Genomic DNA, 18,770 nt, shown 5'->3' on the forward strand with positions numbered 1-18,770 from the left:
GGTTGATTTACTGTAACGGCGTTCGTACCTTACAACGAAATAAAATTGGGTTGTACGGATGGACCAATCATACCGACTCTATCGAATTAGAATAAACTAGAACATCACAAAAGAAAGAATGCGAAGACCTGTGCATAAAACCTCTGGAACCAAATGGTTTGGCGAGTTTTCCTAGATAAGTGGGCTGAATCCATTCGATAGAAGGAGGTTAGAAGTGATGGCCATTATTTCAGTCTGCCCTTCACCCACAGGAACACCGATTGTCAATGCGGTGGCTGAGGCCGTGGCTGGTGACGTCGTCTTGGCCTACGATGGAACGTATCCAGAGCCGCGAGCTCCGGCAACTTTGAAAGCACCGCTACGGGAACCGGTTCACCGGCAATATAACCTGTGTATGCGTGGCGATTAACGATTCCTTCTTCTCGCTAAAACCGTTCTGTTCGCTCTAGCATGCCAAAATGTGCTTTTCATCTCATCCATCTGCCTTTACATAACTATCTTCTCATGCATTAACTGTTACTAGATTAAGTATACTTGTCATTACAGGCAATCCCGGGACTGGACAACAACCTGTTCTAAAGCTCTTTGTTCATATTTCTGCTTGCTCTCCTCTTTCGTGATGAGGGCAAGCACTTTTTTGCTAACACGATATCCATAGCATATCGCTTTTTCGCAAAGCAAAGCAGATTGGAGGTCACAGGGTGAGTAACATTCTTGTTATCGGCTCAGAGGGAACCGCATCATGCAAGATCATTCTTCTCCATCCTCTACGTTATTTGGAACGGCAAGGATATTGCAGCTTTGACATCCTGCCCCATAAACAGGTAACTCCTTCATTGGTTTCTTCCTACGATATAATTGTGTTTCTGAGAAGCATTGAGCCCGAAGCGCTCCTATGCTTGGAATGGGCACACCTTAACGGAAAGAAAACCGTGTACGTCATCGATGACCATTTTCTCGAAATCCCTTCGACGACTCGGCTTGGCCTGATATACTCGCAACCTGCTCATAAAGAAACCTATACTTGTTTTTTGAAGCACGTACACAGGGTTAAAGTCGAATCCCCTGTCATGCACCAACTGATTCAGAATCGATATAATCCGAATGCGATCTATTTCCCAAGCGGCATCGATTTTTCTTTTAAACAATGGTACAGAGAAAAGAAGAAGGAAGGTCGACTGGTAATCGGATACCAAGGCTCCAAGAAAGAGAGTTCTTTCCGACCCGTCATTCCCGCACTGAAGCGAGTATTGAAGGAATACGAAGATGTTCGACTGGAGTTCTTCGGGTACTGTCCCGAAGAATTGAAGGACCATCCCAGCGTCTCGCACAAGGAGTATAATGGGGATTTAGGCGAATTCATGCAGCAACTGTACCAGGCCAACTGGGATATCGGGCTTGCGCCTATGGAAGATGATCTGTTCTACCACTGCAAGAGCAACGTGAAATTCCGCGACTATGCTTCTTGCCGCATTCCCGGCATTTATTCCTTATCCCCTGCATACCGTGATTGCGTATTCCATAAAGAAACCGGGTATTTTGTTCCCCAAACCGAACGGGGTTGGTACTTCGGGATTCGAGAAATGATCGAAAATCCCCAGATCCGAAAAAAAATCGCACAAAAGGCAGGGAAGACCGCGAAAAAAAACTTTACGATCAAAAAGTGCGCGGAAAATTGGAAAGTTCTTCTCCAAGGATTGATTGACGAAACGCAAGACTGGGGCGATGTTGGCCTCCCATTAATGGAAAGGTGATCGCATGCCTACAATTCAAGATGCCGCGATCCCACGACCATAATTGACCGCACAAAAGCAATCGGGGATTTTTTCATCAACGGGCCAGATTGCCGAGCTCTCTACAAAGCTATCTCAGGAGAAATATGGTTCTTTGATTTGGAGCATACAATAGTTGACTCTCCCATCAAGGTTCTTTGCTGCCGAAGATCGTGCTGTCTTCGCAATATAAAGAATACTGAAGTCATTCGAAGAACTCTACGATATCGACGCGATTTTTCCTCACAGCCTCCACTCCTACCTTGGAGGATTAATCAGACAAAAGAAACTTCCGCTGGATATTTCCCGAGTACAAGAGGTTGCATAAAACGAGTTGAAGAAGAATGAAATGATAAGCAGGCGGTTAGACAGCGTTAAATGTTACATTGCACGACTCTCATGGCTTGCAGCAACATAATAAAGACATCAAAAGGGGCCCGTTGTACGTCAACAGACCCCCAAGGTCATATTTGCTAGTGCTTCATTTTTTTCATAGCTTATTCTGATGCTTGCTCCATTTAAAAAATTCGTTATTGCGGATATTGTCGTTTATCGAGGTAAACGGAACATTATTTTTCCATGCAACGTAATTAAAGCTGATTTGATCTCTTTTGCTGAACCTTATAACTTGCCTCCACCACGTCGTCATGGTCCTGGTTACGATTGGATCGTTATGGCGCCTTAAGATCACACCGGACTCAATCAGTCCGTTATTCATCGGATACCCCGCATTCTTATACAAGGCTGCTTGCTTGAGTATGATATCTTCCTGATCCTTCTTCAGGGCAATGCAGGCCTCGGCTTCTTTATAAATACAGTTCCGATGCGAATGTTTATAGAACACGAGCGGTGAGGTTCCGATGTGTTTTAAGATGAATCGGTCGATATCTCCGACAATTCGGATATTCCCATCCACCCAAACACTGTGTTCGTAGGTCGGGAATAATAAGTGCGGCATAATCTTCACCCATCTAGCTTGACGGGCCGTATCAGCAAAAATTTTGTCCAAGTAGATGATGTTCCAGGTTCGGGATATTAATTGCGGATTATCCGTAAAACAGTAGTAATCGCAATGCTTGCTTAATTGCACAGGGTCCTGCAGCTCATCGTAATTTCCGGTGATAGCCGTATAGATTACGTTTTTCCGTTGGTTTCTTGTCCCGATTTGTTTTCTGCACGCTAACAACCATTTTAATTTAGCCCTGGTTTCTTTGAGCGACTGATGTTCGACCATTTCTTGTACCGATTGCTTCACCGTTTTCTCACCGTGTTTGCGATATAGGGCAGCTTTCCCGTTCGAGGCTAATTCCTTCCTCCTATCGGATCCAAAGCTTGCCGATTTTTGATGATAAATGTAACAATGGGTGGCAACCTTTAATTTAAAGTCGGCAGCGCGGGCACGAAGGCAATAATCATCTTCTTCCCCGTAACCGACCGGAAAGTTTTTCTCATCGAAATAACCGATTCTTTCAATGACTTCCTTCCTGATCATTAAACAGAAGCCGTTCAATAACATAACTCTCGGAAATATCTTATCCGAGGCACGATTGACAAGCTCGGCCATTTGATCGATCGTCATGCCGGGCCAAAGTCCATTCTGGCTGCGATCCAGGTGAGGGATGGATTGCCAGCTGGCCGCATTCGACAGCGGGCCGACGATACCGTTCCTGCTATCGGATTCCATGGTTTCCGTCAGCCTCTCCAGCCACTGGTCGGTTACGACCGTGTCGCTGTTCAAAAGCACGCAGTATCGTGATGTCGACTGTTTTAATCCTTGATTCGCGGAAGCGGTATAACCCTGTGCTTTATCGTGTCTAATCAATTTGTAGTCAAATCGTCTTGCCCTCTGCTCCAAGTACTGCCTTGTGGGTTTGTCGCTCCCATCATCAATGATGATGGCATTTATTTCTTGCGTCGTTTTATCGTGTATCGACTCCAAGCATGCTTTTACCGTGTCCAAACCGTTATGAACACATATGACAACATCAATCAATCCCATCCCTCCCTTCCCCATCATCTTGTATCGACACTTCTTGAGTCAGCCTTGTATCGAATCTTCGATGTCCACCCAGTAATACGATATTGCCCTTAATCGATTGAGTCACGTTTTTTGTGTCATACAGCAAAGCGGCGTGCTCAGCAATGAACTGGTAATCGATCGTGCTATGATCCGTCGTGATCACGACCAGATCGGCGGAGGCAAGCAAATCCGGCAAAAGTTCGATGGAGGATATTCTTTGGCCATCGTTCATAAATGATGGAATGAGGGGGTCGTAGTAGGATACGGCAGCCCCCTTCTGCTGAAGAAGCATGAACACTTCGAGTGCAGGCGATTCGCGCATATCGTTGACGTCCTTTTTATAAGCCATTCCAATACAGATGATGTTTGCGTTTTTAAGCGGCTTTTCATGGTCGTTGAGGATATCCGTAATTTGCGATGTCACATATCGGGGCATATTGCTGTTAATATCGCTGGCCAGTTCAATAAATTTGTTATAGAATCCAAACTTCTTCGCTCTCCATGACAGATACGCCGGATCGATCGGGATGCAGTGCCCGCCGATACCCGGGCCAGGAAAAAAAGGAATATAACCAAACGGCTTGGTGGCAGCCGCGTCGATGACCTCCCAAATGTTAATTCCCATACGGTCGCACATAAGCGTCATCTCGTTCACGAGCGCAATGTTGACGCTCCGAAACGTGTTCTCCAACAATTTGACCATTTCGGCCGCGGCCGTTGAGCTTACCGGGATCACGTTATCCAAAAAAGAACGATAAAATTGAAGGCCGAGATGGGTACATTCCTCTGTGATTCCACCTAAGATTTTAGGTGTGTTTTTTACATTGAATTTATGGTTTCCAGGGTCCACTCTTTCCGGAGAATAACATACAAAAACATCCTTTCCCACTTCCCATTGCGTATTGGCTTCAATAACATTTTTAATTAATTCTTCGGTCGTTCCGGGATAGGTGGTGCTCTCCAGTATAATCAGCGTGTCCTGTGTTGCATACCGGATGATCGAATCAACGGCAGATCGAATCATGGAAACATCCGGGTCCCTGTTGATATTAAGCGGGGTAGGCAAGCAAATGACAATGATATCCGCTTCGGTCAGCACCGAAAACTCCGTAACGGCATACAGCTTTTGATGGATTAAAGATGCGATAACTTCATCCTTGATATCCGTAACATACGATTTTCCGCGTTGCAGCCGTTCGATTTTATTCTCATCTATGTCAATTCCGTACACCTTATAGTTGGCCCTTGACGCTTCCACTGCCACGGAGAGTCCGACGTAACCGAGTCCGATCACCACTACCGTCGCCGTCCTGCTTCTTATTTTTTGCAAGATTTCGCTCATCCTGGTTTGTCCATCCTTTCTTGAAGAATACGTCTTGTTATATATGAACCCATTAGCGGAAACTTTTTGTAATGAGCGGGTAAGATCAATACCTCCGTGATGAAATTACTGGTTGATCATGATTTTCCTTTTCCTGATAAAATATGAAAAATGCATTAGGAGAGAAACGGCGAATTCACCAGACGTACTACCCATGTCATTCCTTTTCGTTTCATCATAAGGTGGGCGTTGGGACTCCCTCACGACAGGACAGGCACGCAGATATTCAGTATGTCAGGCAGATCGCCACGAATTGAACGAGGGAGACAAGACCTCGCCGAACTCGGCGGGTCGTCCGCGCTAACCAGTAAAAATTGGAGATCGCTGGTACAGCAGTTGGAAGCAAAGAAACTGCAATCCCGGCGCCACATTCATGGATTCCGGCGATTTCTGCTTCGAGGCTTGCACAGAGTGAGCCTGGAGATAGGGCGGCTTTCGCTTGCCCATCATTTGCTCAAGAAGGCAGCCAATGATCAAAACAGAAGCCATAGCGGTTCGGGAAGAACATCCTGAGCACCGCTATGGCTTTATTTGACACACTTTCTGTTTATGAGAGCCGCACGTCATGCACTAAATCTGTCTTCACTGTAAAATTCATTGATAATCAAAGAGTTCTAGACACAAATTTAGATAACGCTAGAATGTTGCTTTACCCTTATCATTATGAACGACTGCCTCAAAGAAAGTTTATGTGTTTAAGCTCGTACAACGTTGAGATTTGATAATCTGCTAGATAATCAGAGCCTATAGCAACGCCGGAATATAGATCATCTGCTCGCTTTACGCATATCGTCGTCCAGCCTAAGCGCTTTGCCATAATAAAGTCTTTTTGAGGATTATCGCCAATATAGACGCATTGCTTAGGATCAATACCCATATTCATAGAGATTCTAATATAAGGAATCGGGCTAGGCTTCCAATATTCTCGACCCATCTCATCCGAGTACACGATGGATTTAAAACAGGAGCCTATGCCTAAAGCCTTCACCTTCTGACGTTGCGCTTCTAGGAAACCATCGGTTAACAGTCCTGTCACAGCTTTATCAAAGAAATATTGCAATGCCCACCGCGCATCCGGATATAGCTGTATATTGGGCAAATGTTCGCGATAAACCCTTATCATTTGCTGGACCTTCCCGTAGTCGATGTCTGTGTTCAATAATTCAAGCGCTTCATTGAAAATATGACCTCTATGTCCTTGATTAAAGAGCAGAATCGCCTTTTCAAAAAAACCTTGCACCTTGAAGTGCCTTCGTACCCAAAGATCCACTTCCTGAAAACCACTAATGACATACTCTTTTTCCATGTAAAGCGTATCATCCAAATCAAACACGACAGCCTTTATCACTTTATATCGCCTTGTTGTACAAAGAAAGCCTCATCGTATCGAAGCATGACTAAACCGTCACGCCATCCATCCATATCATTCCAGTCTACAGGCCGGTTTAATAGCCATTGTATAATAGTTTTGCAATAGTGGGCGCCAGCCGCTAAGGAAAGAGGGACCCCACCGCCAAATCGAGGATTGATCTCGATAAATACAATCTCTTTCAAGTCAGTGACAAAGCACTGTAAAGTTATGCATCCTACTGCTCCAGGAAGAGCCTCTGCGACTTTTTTTGCAGCGGTCATGATTTGTATATCCTTCACGGTCATCCCTTTACTGACTTCGCCCGATCTGGTTTCTATCCGCAAACGAGGCACCGCCGCACAAGCTTTTCCTTGAAAATCCATCAAGACGTCAACCGTATACTCTTGCCCTATCACAAATTCCTGAAGTATTGGATTTGGAATATTATTCATAAAAAATTTTAACTCTTCAACACTATTTACTTTATTCACGCCCATACTGCTGCTCCCGTTAAAAGGCTTCAGCATTAGGGGATAACAGGTATCAGTTTCTTGTAAGACTTCATAAGGATCCATAAGCTTAGGCGTCTTGATTCCAATACTTTCTAAAAACAAGGCTGTTTTTCTTTTATCGTTTCCGATCTGGATAACCTCGGGAGCACTAACAAGAACGAAAGCACCTATTTTTTCAAACTCAAAACGATGATCGGCAAGAACTTGCAGCTCCGTATCTATTAGTGGGATCACAAGCTTGATGGCATGCTTCTCGCAAATGTCCATTAATCTTGGAATATAGTCCAAATCCGTAACACGAGGCAGTATTTCATGAGCATCACTAACCCATGCTGCAGGAGCATTTCTCCGCATATCGGCAGTCACCATTAATCCTTCAATGCCCAACTCAAGCAAAGCCTCTTTAAAATATCGTATTAATGAGACCCTTCGACCTGCACTAGTAAACAAAATATTAAATTCCATCATTAGGTTTGATCACCTTCTCCCACTTAGGCTCTCGTCTTCCCAGTGAATTTCCAAAGCTCATCTACGAATTCTCTGACGCGAATTGCAGTTGTATGGCGATCACGGATTAATTGCATTCCATTCTCAGCAATCTGATTTCTTGTTTCTTTGTGCCTCAAATAATATTTTGCTTTATCAAGAAAGTCGTTTTTAGAAATTCTGATGAATGTCTTTTTATGGATGAAACCTAAATCCTCCAACTCAGGAAACTCGGTGGCTAATAATAAGGTTCCACACGCCGGAACTTCAAAATATTTTCCAACCGCAAGATTGTATTTGGAGCCGCAAGTTAGAAACATCTTTGCTCTGCATATTTCTTTTGCGTATTTATCATCAATAAATATGGTTTTCTTCTTTTTTTCCTCCGAGATCCATTTATAGCCTGGATGATCGTGGGAAACAAAACCTTTCATCTTTTGCATGCTATGGTACATTTTTTCACGAAGAGGATATAACTCATTGATTTTTCCCATCATCAAATAGTCTATTTTCTTTTCAACCTTATATTTGTGGAAAACTGGACTATAGGCATGATTCGGAAGCCATCTAAACCTGTCCTTAAGATCTGGGAAATATTTAATAAAGGCATCCCGGTAGTGGGCAAAAATCAAATCAATCTTATTCTCAATTGCATACTTTCTAAATGATCTATTAATCCGATAGACATCGTGAAACAGAATTCCCTTAGGTATGTTTACTTCATTCATTCCTGTCGGGAAACCATACACGCCTCGAATCGATTCAAAATCGTCAAAATAAATAAAGTCTGGAACAAAATCTAGGCCTTTAATGATGTCTGGAAGATGCCCTCCACTTTTCCCTTTTCTATCTCTAAATCCATACCTAAAATGAACTCGCACATCCGGCAGCTTGGCAAGTTCCAATTTAAAATAATGATCGGGTTTATACGTAAAGGTAGACCAATTGATTGTAAAATATAGAATATTGATTTTATTCAACTCTGTCCCCCCTTATCATAGATGCTCAAACTTCTTTCACTTGTTGTATTCCCAAGGAAATTCCAGAGCTCATTGACGAATTCTCTGACTCGAATATCGGTTAAATGCCGTGACTTTACTAGCTTATAGCCTTCTCGGCTTATTTTTTTTCTCTCATCTTCATGTTCAAGATAATATTTAGCTTTCTTTAAGAAGTTGTTTTTGTTGATACTAATAAAGTTCTTTTTATCTTTAAACCCCAAGTCAGTAAGCTCCGAAAAATTTGAAGCTAGAAGTAATGTTCCGCAAGCAGGTACCTCAAAGTATTTACTCACTGCAAAATCATACCTTGATCCACATGTCAGAAACATCTTGGCACGACAGATTTCCTCTGCATATTTTTCATCCAAGAATAAAGATTCCTTATCTTCGTTAGTGAAACTTTTGTACCCAGGATGCTCGTGGATGATTAACCCCTTCAACTTGCGACTTTTGCTTACAATTTCTTTCCGAAGCGGATAAAGTTTGTTAACTCTCCCCATCGTTAGATAATCAATCGTTTTTTTGACTTTATATTTATGAAAGATCGGTTTATATACATGATTCGGCATCCATCTTAATCTGTTACGCAATTCTGGGAAGTATTTATGAAATGCATCACGATAATGAACAAATATTAAATCTATGTCATTACTCAACAGATAGCTCCTAAAAGCATCTTTCCTCCTTTGGACATCATGCAGAAGTATACCTTTAGGAATATTGACTTCATTTAAACCAGTTGGGAGAGTATTTATTCGTCTGTTATGAGTAAAGTTATCAATATAAATAAAATCGGGTGTAAAATCGAGATTTCTAATAATCTCAGGTAGGTAACCACCTTGCTCTGTGAAATGTACATGCACATCCGGCTGAGTGGCTAAGATTTGTTTAAAGTAATGATCGGGTTTATACGTATATGCGGACCAATCAAAGGTGAAATATAAAATACGCAGTTTATGCAAGAGGATTCCTCCTCCTCCCTTTAGAAATCACCGGTTACTTAAAATGTCTCTAAAAACAAAAGAATAAGATCTTCACATTTTTATGCTCATCACCTCTGCTACTCTCTACTCGAATCCATATCTGAGGGCTGAGGCTGGTATAATTCTGGAAACAAAGTCCTTATCCTGGTAAAAATTTCGGCAACTGCAACCGAGTCATGCAAGGAAATAAAATTTTCGAACTCTCTTAAACTCACCTCCAGTTCTTCAGAAATTGCAGAAGGATCGCTTATATAAATATGATCATGGTAAGTAGCTCTCACTCTCTCTCTCTCTGTTAATATTTCTTCCACTAGCTTTTCGCCCGGACGCATCCCAGTAAATACAATTTGAATATCTTTACCGAGTTTAAGACCCGCTAAGGAGATCAGTTTATGAGCCAAATCAATGATTTTGACAGGATTGCCCATATCAAGAATAAAGATTTCCCCTCCCTTGGCCATTGCCCCAGCCTGTATGACCAGTTGAACTGCTTCCGGAATCGTCATAAAATAACGAACCATCTCAGGGTGGGTTACTGTGACTGGACCTCCCTTTATAATTTGCTCTTTAAATAAATGTAATACACTTCCCCTGCTTCCCAGTACATTACCAAAACGAACTGTAACAAAGCGGGTCCCGATGTCTTTCACCTTCGTTTGCAGCACTATTTCCGCCAACCTTTTGCTTGTTCCCATGATACTTGTTGAATTAACAGCTTTATCGGAGGAAATAAATATAAAACACTCTGCTTCATGCTTTTGGGCACAATCGGCCAGATTTTTAGTTCCCCATACGTTGTTTTTTATGGCTTCGGAGGGGTTTAGTTCCATTAACGGGACGTGCTTATGTGCTGCCGCATGGAAGATAATCTGGGGCCGATAGAAGGAAAAGATATCTTCGAGTCTTTTTTTATCTTGAATATCTGCAATAAGCGATCTCATTTTTAATAGTTTATTATGGTTACTTAATTCTTTTTCAATGTTGTACACACTATTTTCACCGTGCCCTAATAACAGAAGCAGGCGAGGCTCAAACCTAGAAATTTGCCGACAAAGCTCGGAACCGATTGAACCTCCCGCACCAGTTACAAGAATGACCTTATCTTTGATGTAACTACTTATTTTATCAATATTTACATCAATCGCCCTTCTCTCGAGCAATTCCCCCATACTTATATTCTCAAGAGCATTACGTATGATAAGCTCCCTTTTCTTTGCGTCTCTTCTCCTCTTCATAAGTTGAATTATTCAGCCTCCCGCAAAGCTTTTTATTCAGTATATTAATTAATATGTTCTTTGGTCATAAGCAAACGCCTTAATAAACCCATTCAAATCGGAAGTTGGGCGAAGCAATTCCAAACCAAACCAAACAAGCTGGCACCCGTTGAATACCGACGCCAGCTGCATTCTAAGTTTTTTCTATCTGTCTACAAAAAGGGGCTTGAGATAGGATTCATGATTTTCGGCCGTTTCTTAAAATCTTGTGAATACTCTCAATAACTCGTTCAAGATCTTCCTTTGATAGATTGGAACCGGACGGCAGACAAAGCCCTCGTTGAAATAATAAATCAGAAATGCTGTCTTCCTCGTCATGCTGGAAATATTTACATTCTCTATAAAGGGGCTGAAGATGCATTGGCTTCCAAACGGGCCGCGCTTCAATATTAAGCTCTGCTAGAGCTTCTATGATCCCTAATGCAGTTATTCCGGCACGTTCGGGATCGACTGTAAGTGCAGTGAGCCAACGGGTAGATCGGCCATATTCGGCCTCTGCCATAAACTCTATTCCATCCCATTTCGAAAGAGCTTGATGATACGACTCGAACACTTTACGGCGTTCGGATACCCGCTGGTCGAGTACTCCTAACTGCGCCCTCCCGATTGCCGCCAACACATTGCTCAACCGGTAATTATAACCCAGTTCACTGTGCTGATAATAAATCGCAGGATCCCGAGCTTGCGATGCCCATTTTCGAATGTTCGCTATGGCTACTTCATCATCCGAAACGATCATTCCACCCCCTGAGGTGGTAATGATCTTATTCCCGTTAAAAGAATAAATACCGATGTTCCCAAATGACCCGCTGGCTTTTCCTTGATATGAGGCTCCAAGGGACTCCGCTGCATCCTCAATAATGGAAACTCCGTACTGTTCACATACCTTTAATATCGCCTCCATGTCTGCACTTTGCCCGTATAAATTCACGACCACAACGGCTTTCGGTCGTTGTCCTTTTAATTTAAAATGTTCAAAAGCACGTTCTAACGCCAGGGAGGACATATTCCATGATTCCGGTTCTGAGTCGATAAATACAGGCGTTGCCCCTTGGTATATTATAGGATTTGCACTTGCAACAAAGGTAAGCGTTGAACAAAAAACAAGATCCCCGGGCCCTACACCTAAAGAAATCAGAGCCAAATGAAGGGCAGCTGTACCCGAACTTACAGCTACAGCCCCCATTACCCCCACATATTCAGCTATTTCCCGTTCGAAAGCTTCTACATGAGGACCTAATGTAGTAATCCAGTTAGTATGAAAAGCCTCTTGTATCAACTTCAATTCGTTATTGCTCAAATGCGGAGGAGATAAATATATCCTTTTATGAGCCAAGATAGCATCCCTCCCTTTTAGCAAGAATACTCCTGATTTCATTTTACTTACAGCCAAACAATCAAGCCTATAAATGGAAATTTTTAGTTATTATTGAGATGTAGTTATCAGTGTATGATATGAATTGGCACTTGGCCATATACTCTTCTGTACTTGTTTTTTGCGTATGGCTATCTATATTCTTTCTTCGGTTGCATACGTAATTGTATCTGGAAGAGGAGTATAATCGATTCCCACTTCTTTTGCATCGTCTCAGGAATTCGGCATCACTTGCGCGTTCCATCTCCTCATTGAATTTAATTTGGTCCCATACCGATCTCTTAAACAGAAGGGTCCCCCCCTTAAGATGCCTTCTGTACTTCTCCTCTCCTCCCTTTCTGAACAGCATCAGCGCTTTTTTTTCCTCAAAATACACAAACGAAGTATGTTTGCCAACAACGGAAGCCCCGGTTCGCTTAAGCGTGCTTACGCCTTCTTTCAGGTAATCGGATGCATAGTAATCATCGTCATCAAATTTTGCGATGAGATCATATGTTGACTGCCCGATTCCGTAATTTAAACATTTTCCTAATTTACTATTTTCAGAGATCTTATAAACGGATACATGTTTATGTTCCTTTGCTGCTTCCCTCCATTGGTCTATATCCATGTCGTCTCTGTTCAATACGATAATCAATTCTTTGTTTTCAAAATTTTGACGTTCATAATTACTAAATATGTTATTCATGAAAGAAGGTCTCATTGTACAGCAAATGATAGATACCAACGCGATCCCTCCCTTCTAATCTCATTGTCGCTAAGATCAACACCTCCGTGATGAAATTACCGGTTGATCATCATTTTCCTTTTCCTGATAAAATATGAAATATACATCAGAGGAGAAACGGCGAATTCACCAGACGTACTACCCATGTCATTCCTTTTCGTTTCATCATAAGGTGGAAGTAACAAGCTCACTCAGTCAAAGGCGGCCTTACTTTTCGAAAAGAGGTGTTAACCACATTGTGAATATACTGATAGCGGGTACTGGATATGTGGGAACGACAACCGCTCTGGTACTGGCAGAGTCGGACTGGAACGTAACGGGACTAGATACCGATCTGAACAAGGTGAAACAGCTTCAGCAAGGATCCATCCCCTTTCATGAAGAAGGGCTTGAGCATTTGTTAAAAAAGCATCTGCGGACCGGAAACATCAAATTCACTGCGGATACAGACTCAGCCATCCGGGATAATGATGTGATTTTTATATGCGTCGGAACCCCATCCGGGCAGGGCGGCCGAGCTGATATTCAGTATGTGAGGCAGATCGCTATGGATATCGGCCGCTGCATGAACGGATATAAGCTTATCGTCGTCAAGAGTACCGTTCCCGTCGGAACGCAAAGTTTGATCGTGCAGTGGATCCGCTCGGCACAAGCTCATGCTTCCCCGTTCGATGTCGCTTCGAATCCCGAGTTTTTACGTGAGGGAATGGCATTGTCGGATGCGCTGTCTCCGGATAGGATCATCATCGGAGCTGACAGTGATCTCGCGGTCAAGCTCCTCAAGGAGCTGTATCAATTTCTTTCTTGCCCGATGGTGATTACAACACCTGCAACGGCCGAGTTGATTAAATATGCTGCCAATGCTTATTTGGCCACGAAAATTTCATACATTAACGAATTAGCCAGACTATGCGACAAACTGGGGCTTAACGTTAAAGAAGTAGCACATGGGATCGGCCTTGATCCCAGAATAGGATTAAGCTTTCTACAAGCCGGGATCGGCTACGGCGGCTCCTGTTTTCCCAAAGATACCTCCGCCTTGGTCCAGTTGGCGGATGAGTTGGATTCCCCGTTAACCTTAGTAGAACAGGCCGTTTCCGTAAATCAGACCCAATATTTATATTTACTAGAAAAGGCTCGAATACGGCTGGGAGACTTACGAGGAAAAAAAATCTCCATATTGGGTCTCGCCTTTAAGCCGGATACGGATGACATCCGGGAAGCGCCCGCGATCCAGATGATCCGGAGTCTTCTTAACGAACAGGCTCATATTAAGGTACACGATCCAGTCGCAAAGCTTCCCCCGGAATTAGTCCAACCGTCAGTTACATCCTGCAACTCCCCTGATGAAGCGCTGGAAGGAGCAGATGCCGCATTCCTATGCACTGAATGGAAGATGTATAATAACATCGATTGGCAGCAAATGAAACAGAGTATGAAGCATCCGAACCTATTTGATGGTAGGAATCTACTGGACGCCGAACGAATGAAGACCTTGGGTTACTATTATCAAGGAATAGGATATCAATAGAGGTAGAAAAGTAAATAAACTCATGTAACTCATGAGTTTATTTACTTTTCCTAAAGATGAAAACCGTATATCGATGCGCTTATTTCTCCGCATATTCGTAACCAACTTCCATCCCTCTTTTTGCCGCCCATTTCCTGACGGTTTCGGGCATGTCAAATGACGAGTTTCCCGAAGCTGCGATTTATGTTTTCGTAATGCTTCTATATGAAACTCTCAAAATATGTTCTTGGACCTTTGTATAAGATCATGCAAATATCCGCCATCCGGATCTATTAAAGGATTGATATACAGCAAAAAGACAGCGAACGGTTTCGCTGTCGCAGTAAACAAGCCATATTGTCTTTCATCCCGAAATGCAAGTTAATTATTCTTCCGGATTCTCCCTCAGCAGACGCTCCGCCAATATTGCAGGCTTCTCTAATCTTTGTTGAATCATAGGCCAGTTCTCCTTCGTAGCCGTATGAATAACCATGTCATAGGATACGCCTCTAATGGTAAGGCCATTACGTTCAATTCCGGTCCGGGGCAAACCGCAGTTATCATGAAAAGAAACGACACTCGCATTATCAATAACCGTGTTGGAGAACACACTGGACAAACCCAGAATATCAAACGCAACGTGAAAAATAAGCCATACGCTGGCAGGAGCGGCAGGGATCGAATCGGAAATAATCCATCTTCCCCAATTCCCGGCTTGACCATCAATATCATAGATCGCTATGGTTCCGATAGGTACGCCCGAGAGAAGCTCAATGCAGAAGTAATAGTCGCCTTCTCTGTGAAAATATTGTTTCAACCATGATTCATGAGTAGAATAACGAGAGTCGATTTCTCCAATATACCTGGATAAATCAGGGGATCTTCTTAGTTTGAAAATAAAATCAGCGTCGTCCATCGTAATGGGTCTTAATCGAATCCCAAAGCGTTCAACTTTGATGTTGTGCTTCACGACTTCACCTCAATGATCTTGGCGATGTCATCCAAGCTTTGAATTCCCGCTACTTCCCTAATGGAGAAGCGAACATCAAATTGCTCTTCAAGACGAAGAATGAGTTCCATATGTTTTAAAGAATTCCAATTCGCCAGCTCTTCCCGCTTTGGATTATCATGAGGCGGTAATGCAGTGTTTAATACCTCGGATAAGATCGACCCAATTTGTTTGCGTAATTCTGTAGTCATCGATTTACCTCCACTCTAGCAGGATGACTTCCGCAAGCTGCTTTTACACGTGCATAAAGATCTTTAAGCGCCAGTTGTTCAGGCGAGCCTGTAACAAAACGCTTTATCCAGTCCAAGGCAGGAGCATTTCGCGGCCCCTGAGCCATTTCGATATTGATACGCTGCACCCCTCGATCCATTAATTTCTCCAAGATCCAGGCAAAGGCTACCGTTTCAATCTCACGGCCAAGCGCCCTGCAGCTAAAAAGCGTTTCGATTAAATGCGCTTGCTCACCATCCAACCGGCATATAAAAGCGCCGATAATTCCACTGTCTGACAGTATATCCGAGAGGCGAATCGTAATCGTAGCATATTTCGAGGCATTCATAACGTCATTCGCCTCCACTTCTGTCATCCGCCTTAACGCCAGGTTAAACTGATTTGTTTTATGACTTAATTCATGCAGCCGCGTGACATGGGAAGCTTCATTCTCATAGATGGTTACAACCATGTTCAAGCTGTCTAAATAGGAACGATAGTCCGATGCTGATTGTCTAATCTTCTCCCTTGTCTGATTGGCCTGAATATCGGTTGTTCTGGATACGGCCATGTTATCCTGGTGAAGTTGATATAATCCGGGAAAATGACATAATCCAAACATCGTTTCTTCACCGTTTTGCTTTGCTCGTAAAAGACGAACCTCTGGCAGTACAGCGGCCATCTTCACCAACTCTGCCGGATTGTCATCCACAAACACGAAAGCAGACGGGTCAATATTCAGTATTCGCGCCAAGCGATTCAGATTTTCTGCTTTTGTCTGCCAATTCGCGCAGACAGCGGCAAAATCGTCCCATCTCAGCGGGAAATCGCTCCGGGTATCAAACAGAGCCTTAACATCTTCTTCTTCATTACGGCTGCATAACGTGAGCAGCACTCCCGATTGTTTAAGTTTGAGCAGCAGCCTTTGCAACCGATGATGACCTTCCGTTAAAGTTACCCCTTCAGCCCCTTCCTCTCCCAATACCCCGTGATAAAGCGTATCATCAAGATCAAGAGCAATCGCTTTAAGTCTCGGAGCACAGGAAGCGGGTAAGAGATGTACACCAAGGTGACGGGAGATAATTATCGTTGCCTGATTGGAAAATGGATAGCTGCTGATTTCCTCGTTCCGATAATCATAGAAGGACTCGGTACCTTCATGGGCCAATTCGGCTAAATCGATCAGAACACATCCTGTGTTGTTCTCAACGGACTCCAACAAATATGAATTTAACTTCCGGAACCATCCACGGTCACTGGCACGGAAGCTGAGCACCCTATCGGCATCTTCCAAGGACTCCGGCCAGTTATTTATCCAGATCGGTTTATCCGTTACCATACGCAGTTTAACGATCCGTTCATTCAGCCAATGTGCAGCTTCCTGTGCGCTCATTGAGCTGGCGTAGATCCGCCAATCTAACCAGATGATATATACATCCGCCTGAGTTTCCCCTCCAATACCGGACAGAGCGCTATCATAATCAGAGTAATCAAAACAGACATCAGCCTCCCATAATCCGCAAAACGGAGGCATCAAATTGGCAACAAACTCAAAGGGCATCGTTCTGTCGACTCGTATTCGGAAGGTTCGATTGCATGGGAGCTTAGGGCTTCCTGCAATCCGAGCCCTGGAGGGAATGGAGCACAGCAGAGAATCCGCTAAATCTAGATAGGTTAACACATGATTCATTCCTATACCTCCCTCCTGTTGTTAGAGCATTGACCTGCCCATTCTTCCAATGATTCTGATACTCCTAGATCCTATCCCGCTAAAGTCATTGGCATTAATATAACCCGAGCTCCTTGCCCCACACATTGATTCTATCTAAATAATGATCCAATAAATAAACCGACTTCAGATCTTCCACTCCCCAAATAAGCTGCTGGAGCAAGCTGCGTTCCAAAACGCGCTGCAAATAAGCCATTTTGTATAACGTAACCGGGTCCGTATCGAACCGGATTCCATATTTGAGCATTTCTGCGGCATACAAAGGCGCACAGCGCTCAATCACGGCATTTTCGTCACCTCTCCAGTCCTTTCGGTATGCAAAAAACACACCCATTAAATTAAACATATCGAACCAGCATGGTGAGAAACGTGCTCCTTCCCAATCGATAAATTTAATATTCCAGGTCTCTTCAGCTACATTATGGCAGCCGATATTCGGAGTTTGAAGATCATTGTGAATGATACTTTTACCGGCCTGCAGGAGTTCGGGAAAATAAATAGGTCCCTTTTGTAACATGGTACGGACATTAGCATAGGTAGACTCCAATCTCTGCTTTAATTCAGGACGTTCCATGGCCTTATCCAGATATTCCAACGTTTTTTGATGATTCTTCTGGCGTTCTAGCGTTGTGGTTTCGGAATCGTAAAGCGGAAGCCATTCCTCGAATGTTTCCCAATGATTATAAAAATTGTCGTTATAAGTTAGTGCGTGAAGTTTCGCCAACGAAGGGATAATCCGGTCGAAATAATCGGGTGTAAAGATAACCTGACCCTTAACTTGAGGTACGAACTCCATGAATACCCATACATCCTCACCATTCATACCTTCCACGATCAAATATATGGTAGGTATCAAATCCGGTAAAATACTGGTTGCTTTTCGGTACATGTTTAACTCGATTAATTTCTGTTCGTTCACGGGTGCTTTGAATATCTTTAAAATAATCGGATAATTGTGTCCGTTTGCCGTAATTTCGAGTTTCCAGATTGCACTCTTGAATGTATCTTTCAAACATTCCATATTTCTGTCGTTTAAAACAACAGAAGATCCGAAATGGCTTGCAATCTGGTCAGCACATCGAAGCTCTCGCCATTTCAGACTGATATCATTAAGAGGCGGGTTTACCAATAAGGCTTGAGCATCCTCAAGCCCTTTATTGTATCCATCTTCTTTTCCCTTCCTAAATCCATCCGTACGACCTTGCTCGAATCCTTCCGAATTACCCATTTTTGTCATATCCGCGTTCCTCCACTCCGTATTCCTTTTATATCCTATGTGGAGGACCTCCGACATGACATTAAAAAAATGCGATTTAACATTCCACACACATGATTTAACATTACTCGAATAATTGGATAACGATTAGCCAACAATTTCTGCTGCGATTGTGAGATAGATTCATCAAAAACAATGCAAAACAACCCGCTGA

The 18,770-nt window shown here is 43.1% G+C and carries 16 protein-coding genes; 3 read left to right on the plus strand and 13 right to left on the minus strand.

Going from position 1 to position 18,770, the window contains the following annotated elements; genetic code table 11:
- The first annotated feature begins 701 nt into the window (after positions 1-701).
- Entirely contained in the window at positions 702-1,754 is a 1,053-nt protein-coding gene (locus ACOZB4_RS27170; protein WP_379411323.1) for a hypothetical protein, read from the plus strand.
- Between the two features lie 508 nt (positions 1,755-2,262).
- Here ACOZB4_RS27170 and ACOZB4_RS27175 read toward each other — a convergent pair.
- Together ACOZB4_RS27175 and ACOZB4_RS27180 are read right to left on the minus strand one after the other, a co-directional pair.
- Positions 2,263-3,765, minus strand: coding sequence for a glycosyltransferase (locus tag ACOZB4_RS27175; RefSeq protein WP_379411326.1), 1,503 nt, complete (start codon positions 3,763-3,765; stop codon positions 2,263-2,265).
- Complete coding sequence (locus ACOZB4_RS27180) at positions 3,758-5,134, minus strand: nucleotide sugar dehydrogenase (protein ID WP_379411329.1); 1,377 nt, start codon at positions 5,132-5,134, stop codon at positions 3,758-3,760. The genes ACOZB4_RS27175 and ACOZB4_RS27180 overlap by 8 nt, the downstream gene beginning before the upstream one ends.
- Positions 5,135-5,404: 270 nt before the next feature.
- On the opposite strand from ACOZB4_RS27180, the gene ACOZB4_RS27185 reads away from it, so the two are divergent.
- Positions 5,405-5,686 carry a hypothetical protein gene (locus tag ACOZB4_RS27185; RefSeq protein WP_379411332.1) on the plus strand — a complete coding sequence of 94 codons (282 nt, stop codon included), beginning with the start codon at positions 5,405-5,407 and terminating at the stop codon, positions 5,684-5,686.
- A 163-nt stretch (positions 5,687-5,849) separates the two neighbouring features.
- Here the strand turns inward: ACOZB4_RS27185 and ACOZB4_RS27190 are convergent, their stop codons facing one another.
- The 7 genes from ACOZB4_RS27190 to ACOZB4_RS27220 all read right to left on the minus strand — a co-directional run bounded on the left by ACOZB4_RS27190 (position 5,850) and on the right by ACOZB4_RS27220 (position 12,882).
- The gene (locus ACOZB4_RS27190; RefSeq protein WP_379411335.1) at positions 5,850-6,521 is read right to left on the minus strand and encodes an HAD family hydrolase; all 672 of its coding nucleotides are present in this window, start codon (positions 6,519-6,521) and stop codon (positions 5,850-5,852) included.
- Positions 6,518-7,504 (minus strand): ATP-grasp domain-containing protein, encoded by a 987-nt coding sequence (locus tag ACOZB4_RS27195; protein WP_379411337.1) that lies wholly within the window; start codon positions 7,502-7,504, stop codon positions 6,518-6,520. Before ACOZB4_RS27195 ends, ACOZB4_RS27190 begins: the two co-directional genes overlap by 4 nt.
- A 23-nt stretch (positions 7,505-7,527) precedes the next feature.
- Complete coding sequence (locus ACOZB4_RS27200; protein ID WP_379411340.1) at positions 7,528-8,502, minus strand: glycosyltransferase; 975 nt, start codon at positions 8,500-8,502, stop codon at positions 7,528-7,530.
- On the minus strand, positions 8,499-9,485 hold the full coding sequence (locus ACOZB4_RS27205) for a glycosyltransferase (protein ID WP_379411342.1): 987 nt from the start codon (positions 9,483-9,485) through the stop codon (positions 8,499-8,501). The genes ACOZB4_RS27200 and ACOZB4_RS27205 overlap by 4 nt, the downstream gene beginning before the upstream one ends.
- A gap of 98 nt (positions 9,486-9,583) precedes the next feature.
- A complete protein-coding gene (locus ACOZB4_RS27210) occupies positions 9,584-10,741 on the minus strand; it encodes a UDP-N-acetylglucosamine 4,6-dehydratase family protein (RefSeq protein WP_379411348.1) in 1,158 nt (385 codons plus the stop codon).
- 217 nt (positions 10,742-10,958) lie between these two features.
- Entirely contained in the window at positions 10,959-12,119 is a 1,161-nt protein-coding gene (locus tag ACOZB4_RS27215) for a DegT/DnrJ/EryC1/StrS family aminotransferase (RefSeq protein ID WP_379411559.1), read from the minus strand.
- Positions 12,120-12,183: 64 nt separating this feature from the next.
- Complete coding sequence (locus ACOZB4_RS27220; protein ID WP_379411351.1) at positions 12,184-12,882, minus strand: glycosyltransferase; 699 nt, start codon at positions 12,880-12,882, stop codon at positions 12,184-12,186.
- Positions 12,883-13,120: 238 nt separating this feature from the next.
- On the opposite strand from ACOZB4_RS27220, the gene ACOZB4_RS27225 reads away from it, so the two are divergent.
- Entirely contained in the window at positions 13,121-14,413 is a 1,293-nt protein-coding gene (locus ACOZB4_RS27225; protein ID WP_379411354.1) for a UDP-glucose dehydrogenase family protein, read from the plus strand.
- Between the two features lie 364 nt (positions 14,414-14,777).
- Here the strand turns inward: ACOZB4_RS27225 and ACOZB4_RS27230 are convergent, their stop codons facing one another.
- The 4 genes from ACOZB4_RS27230 to ACOZB4_RS27245 all read right to left on the minus strand — a co-directional run bounded on the left by ACOZB4_RS27230 (position 14,778) and on the right by ACOZB4_RS27245 (position 18,577).
- Positions 14,778-15,362, minus strand: coding sequence for a GNAT family N-acetyltransferase (locus ACOZB4_RS27230; RefSeq protein ID WP_076323052.1), 585 nt, complete (start codon positions 15,360-15,362; stop codon positions 14,778-14,780).
- Positions 15,359-15,592 (minus strand): acyl carrier protein, encoded by a 234-nt coding sequence (locus tag ACOZB4_RS27235; RefSeq protein WP_379411359.1) that lies wholly within the window; start codon positions 15,590-15,592, stop codon positions 15,359-15,361. Before ACOZB4_RS27235 ends, ACOZB4_RS27230 begins: the two co-directional genes overlap by 4 nt.
- Positions 15,589-17,301 (minus strand): HAD-IIIC family phosphatase, encoded by a 1,713-nt coding sequence (locus ACOZB4_RS27240; protein WP_379411362.1) that lies wholly within the window; start codon positions 17,299-17,301, stop codon positions 15,589-15,591. The genes ACOZB4_RS27235 and ACOZB4_RS27240 overlap by 4 nt, the downstream gene beginning before the upstream one ends.
- A 94-nt stretch (positions 17,302-17,395) precedes the next feature.
- Complete coding sequence (locus tag ACOZB4_RS27245; protein ID WP_379411365.1) at positions 17,396-18,577, minus strand: phosphotransferase; 1,182 nt, start codon at positions 18,575-18,577, stop codon at positions 17,396-17,398.
- Positions 18,578-18,770 lie beyond the last annotated feature (193 nt).

The organism is Paenibacillus sp. NPDC058898, assembly GCF_049316025.1.
Lineage (GTDB): Bacteria > Bacillota > Bacilli > Paenibacillales > Paenibacillaceae > Paenibacillus_AQ.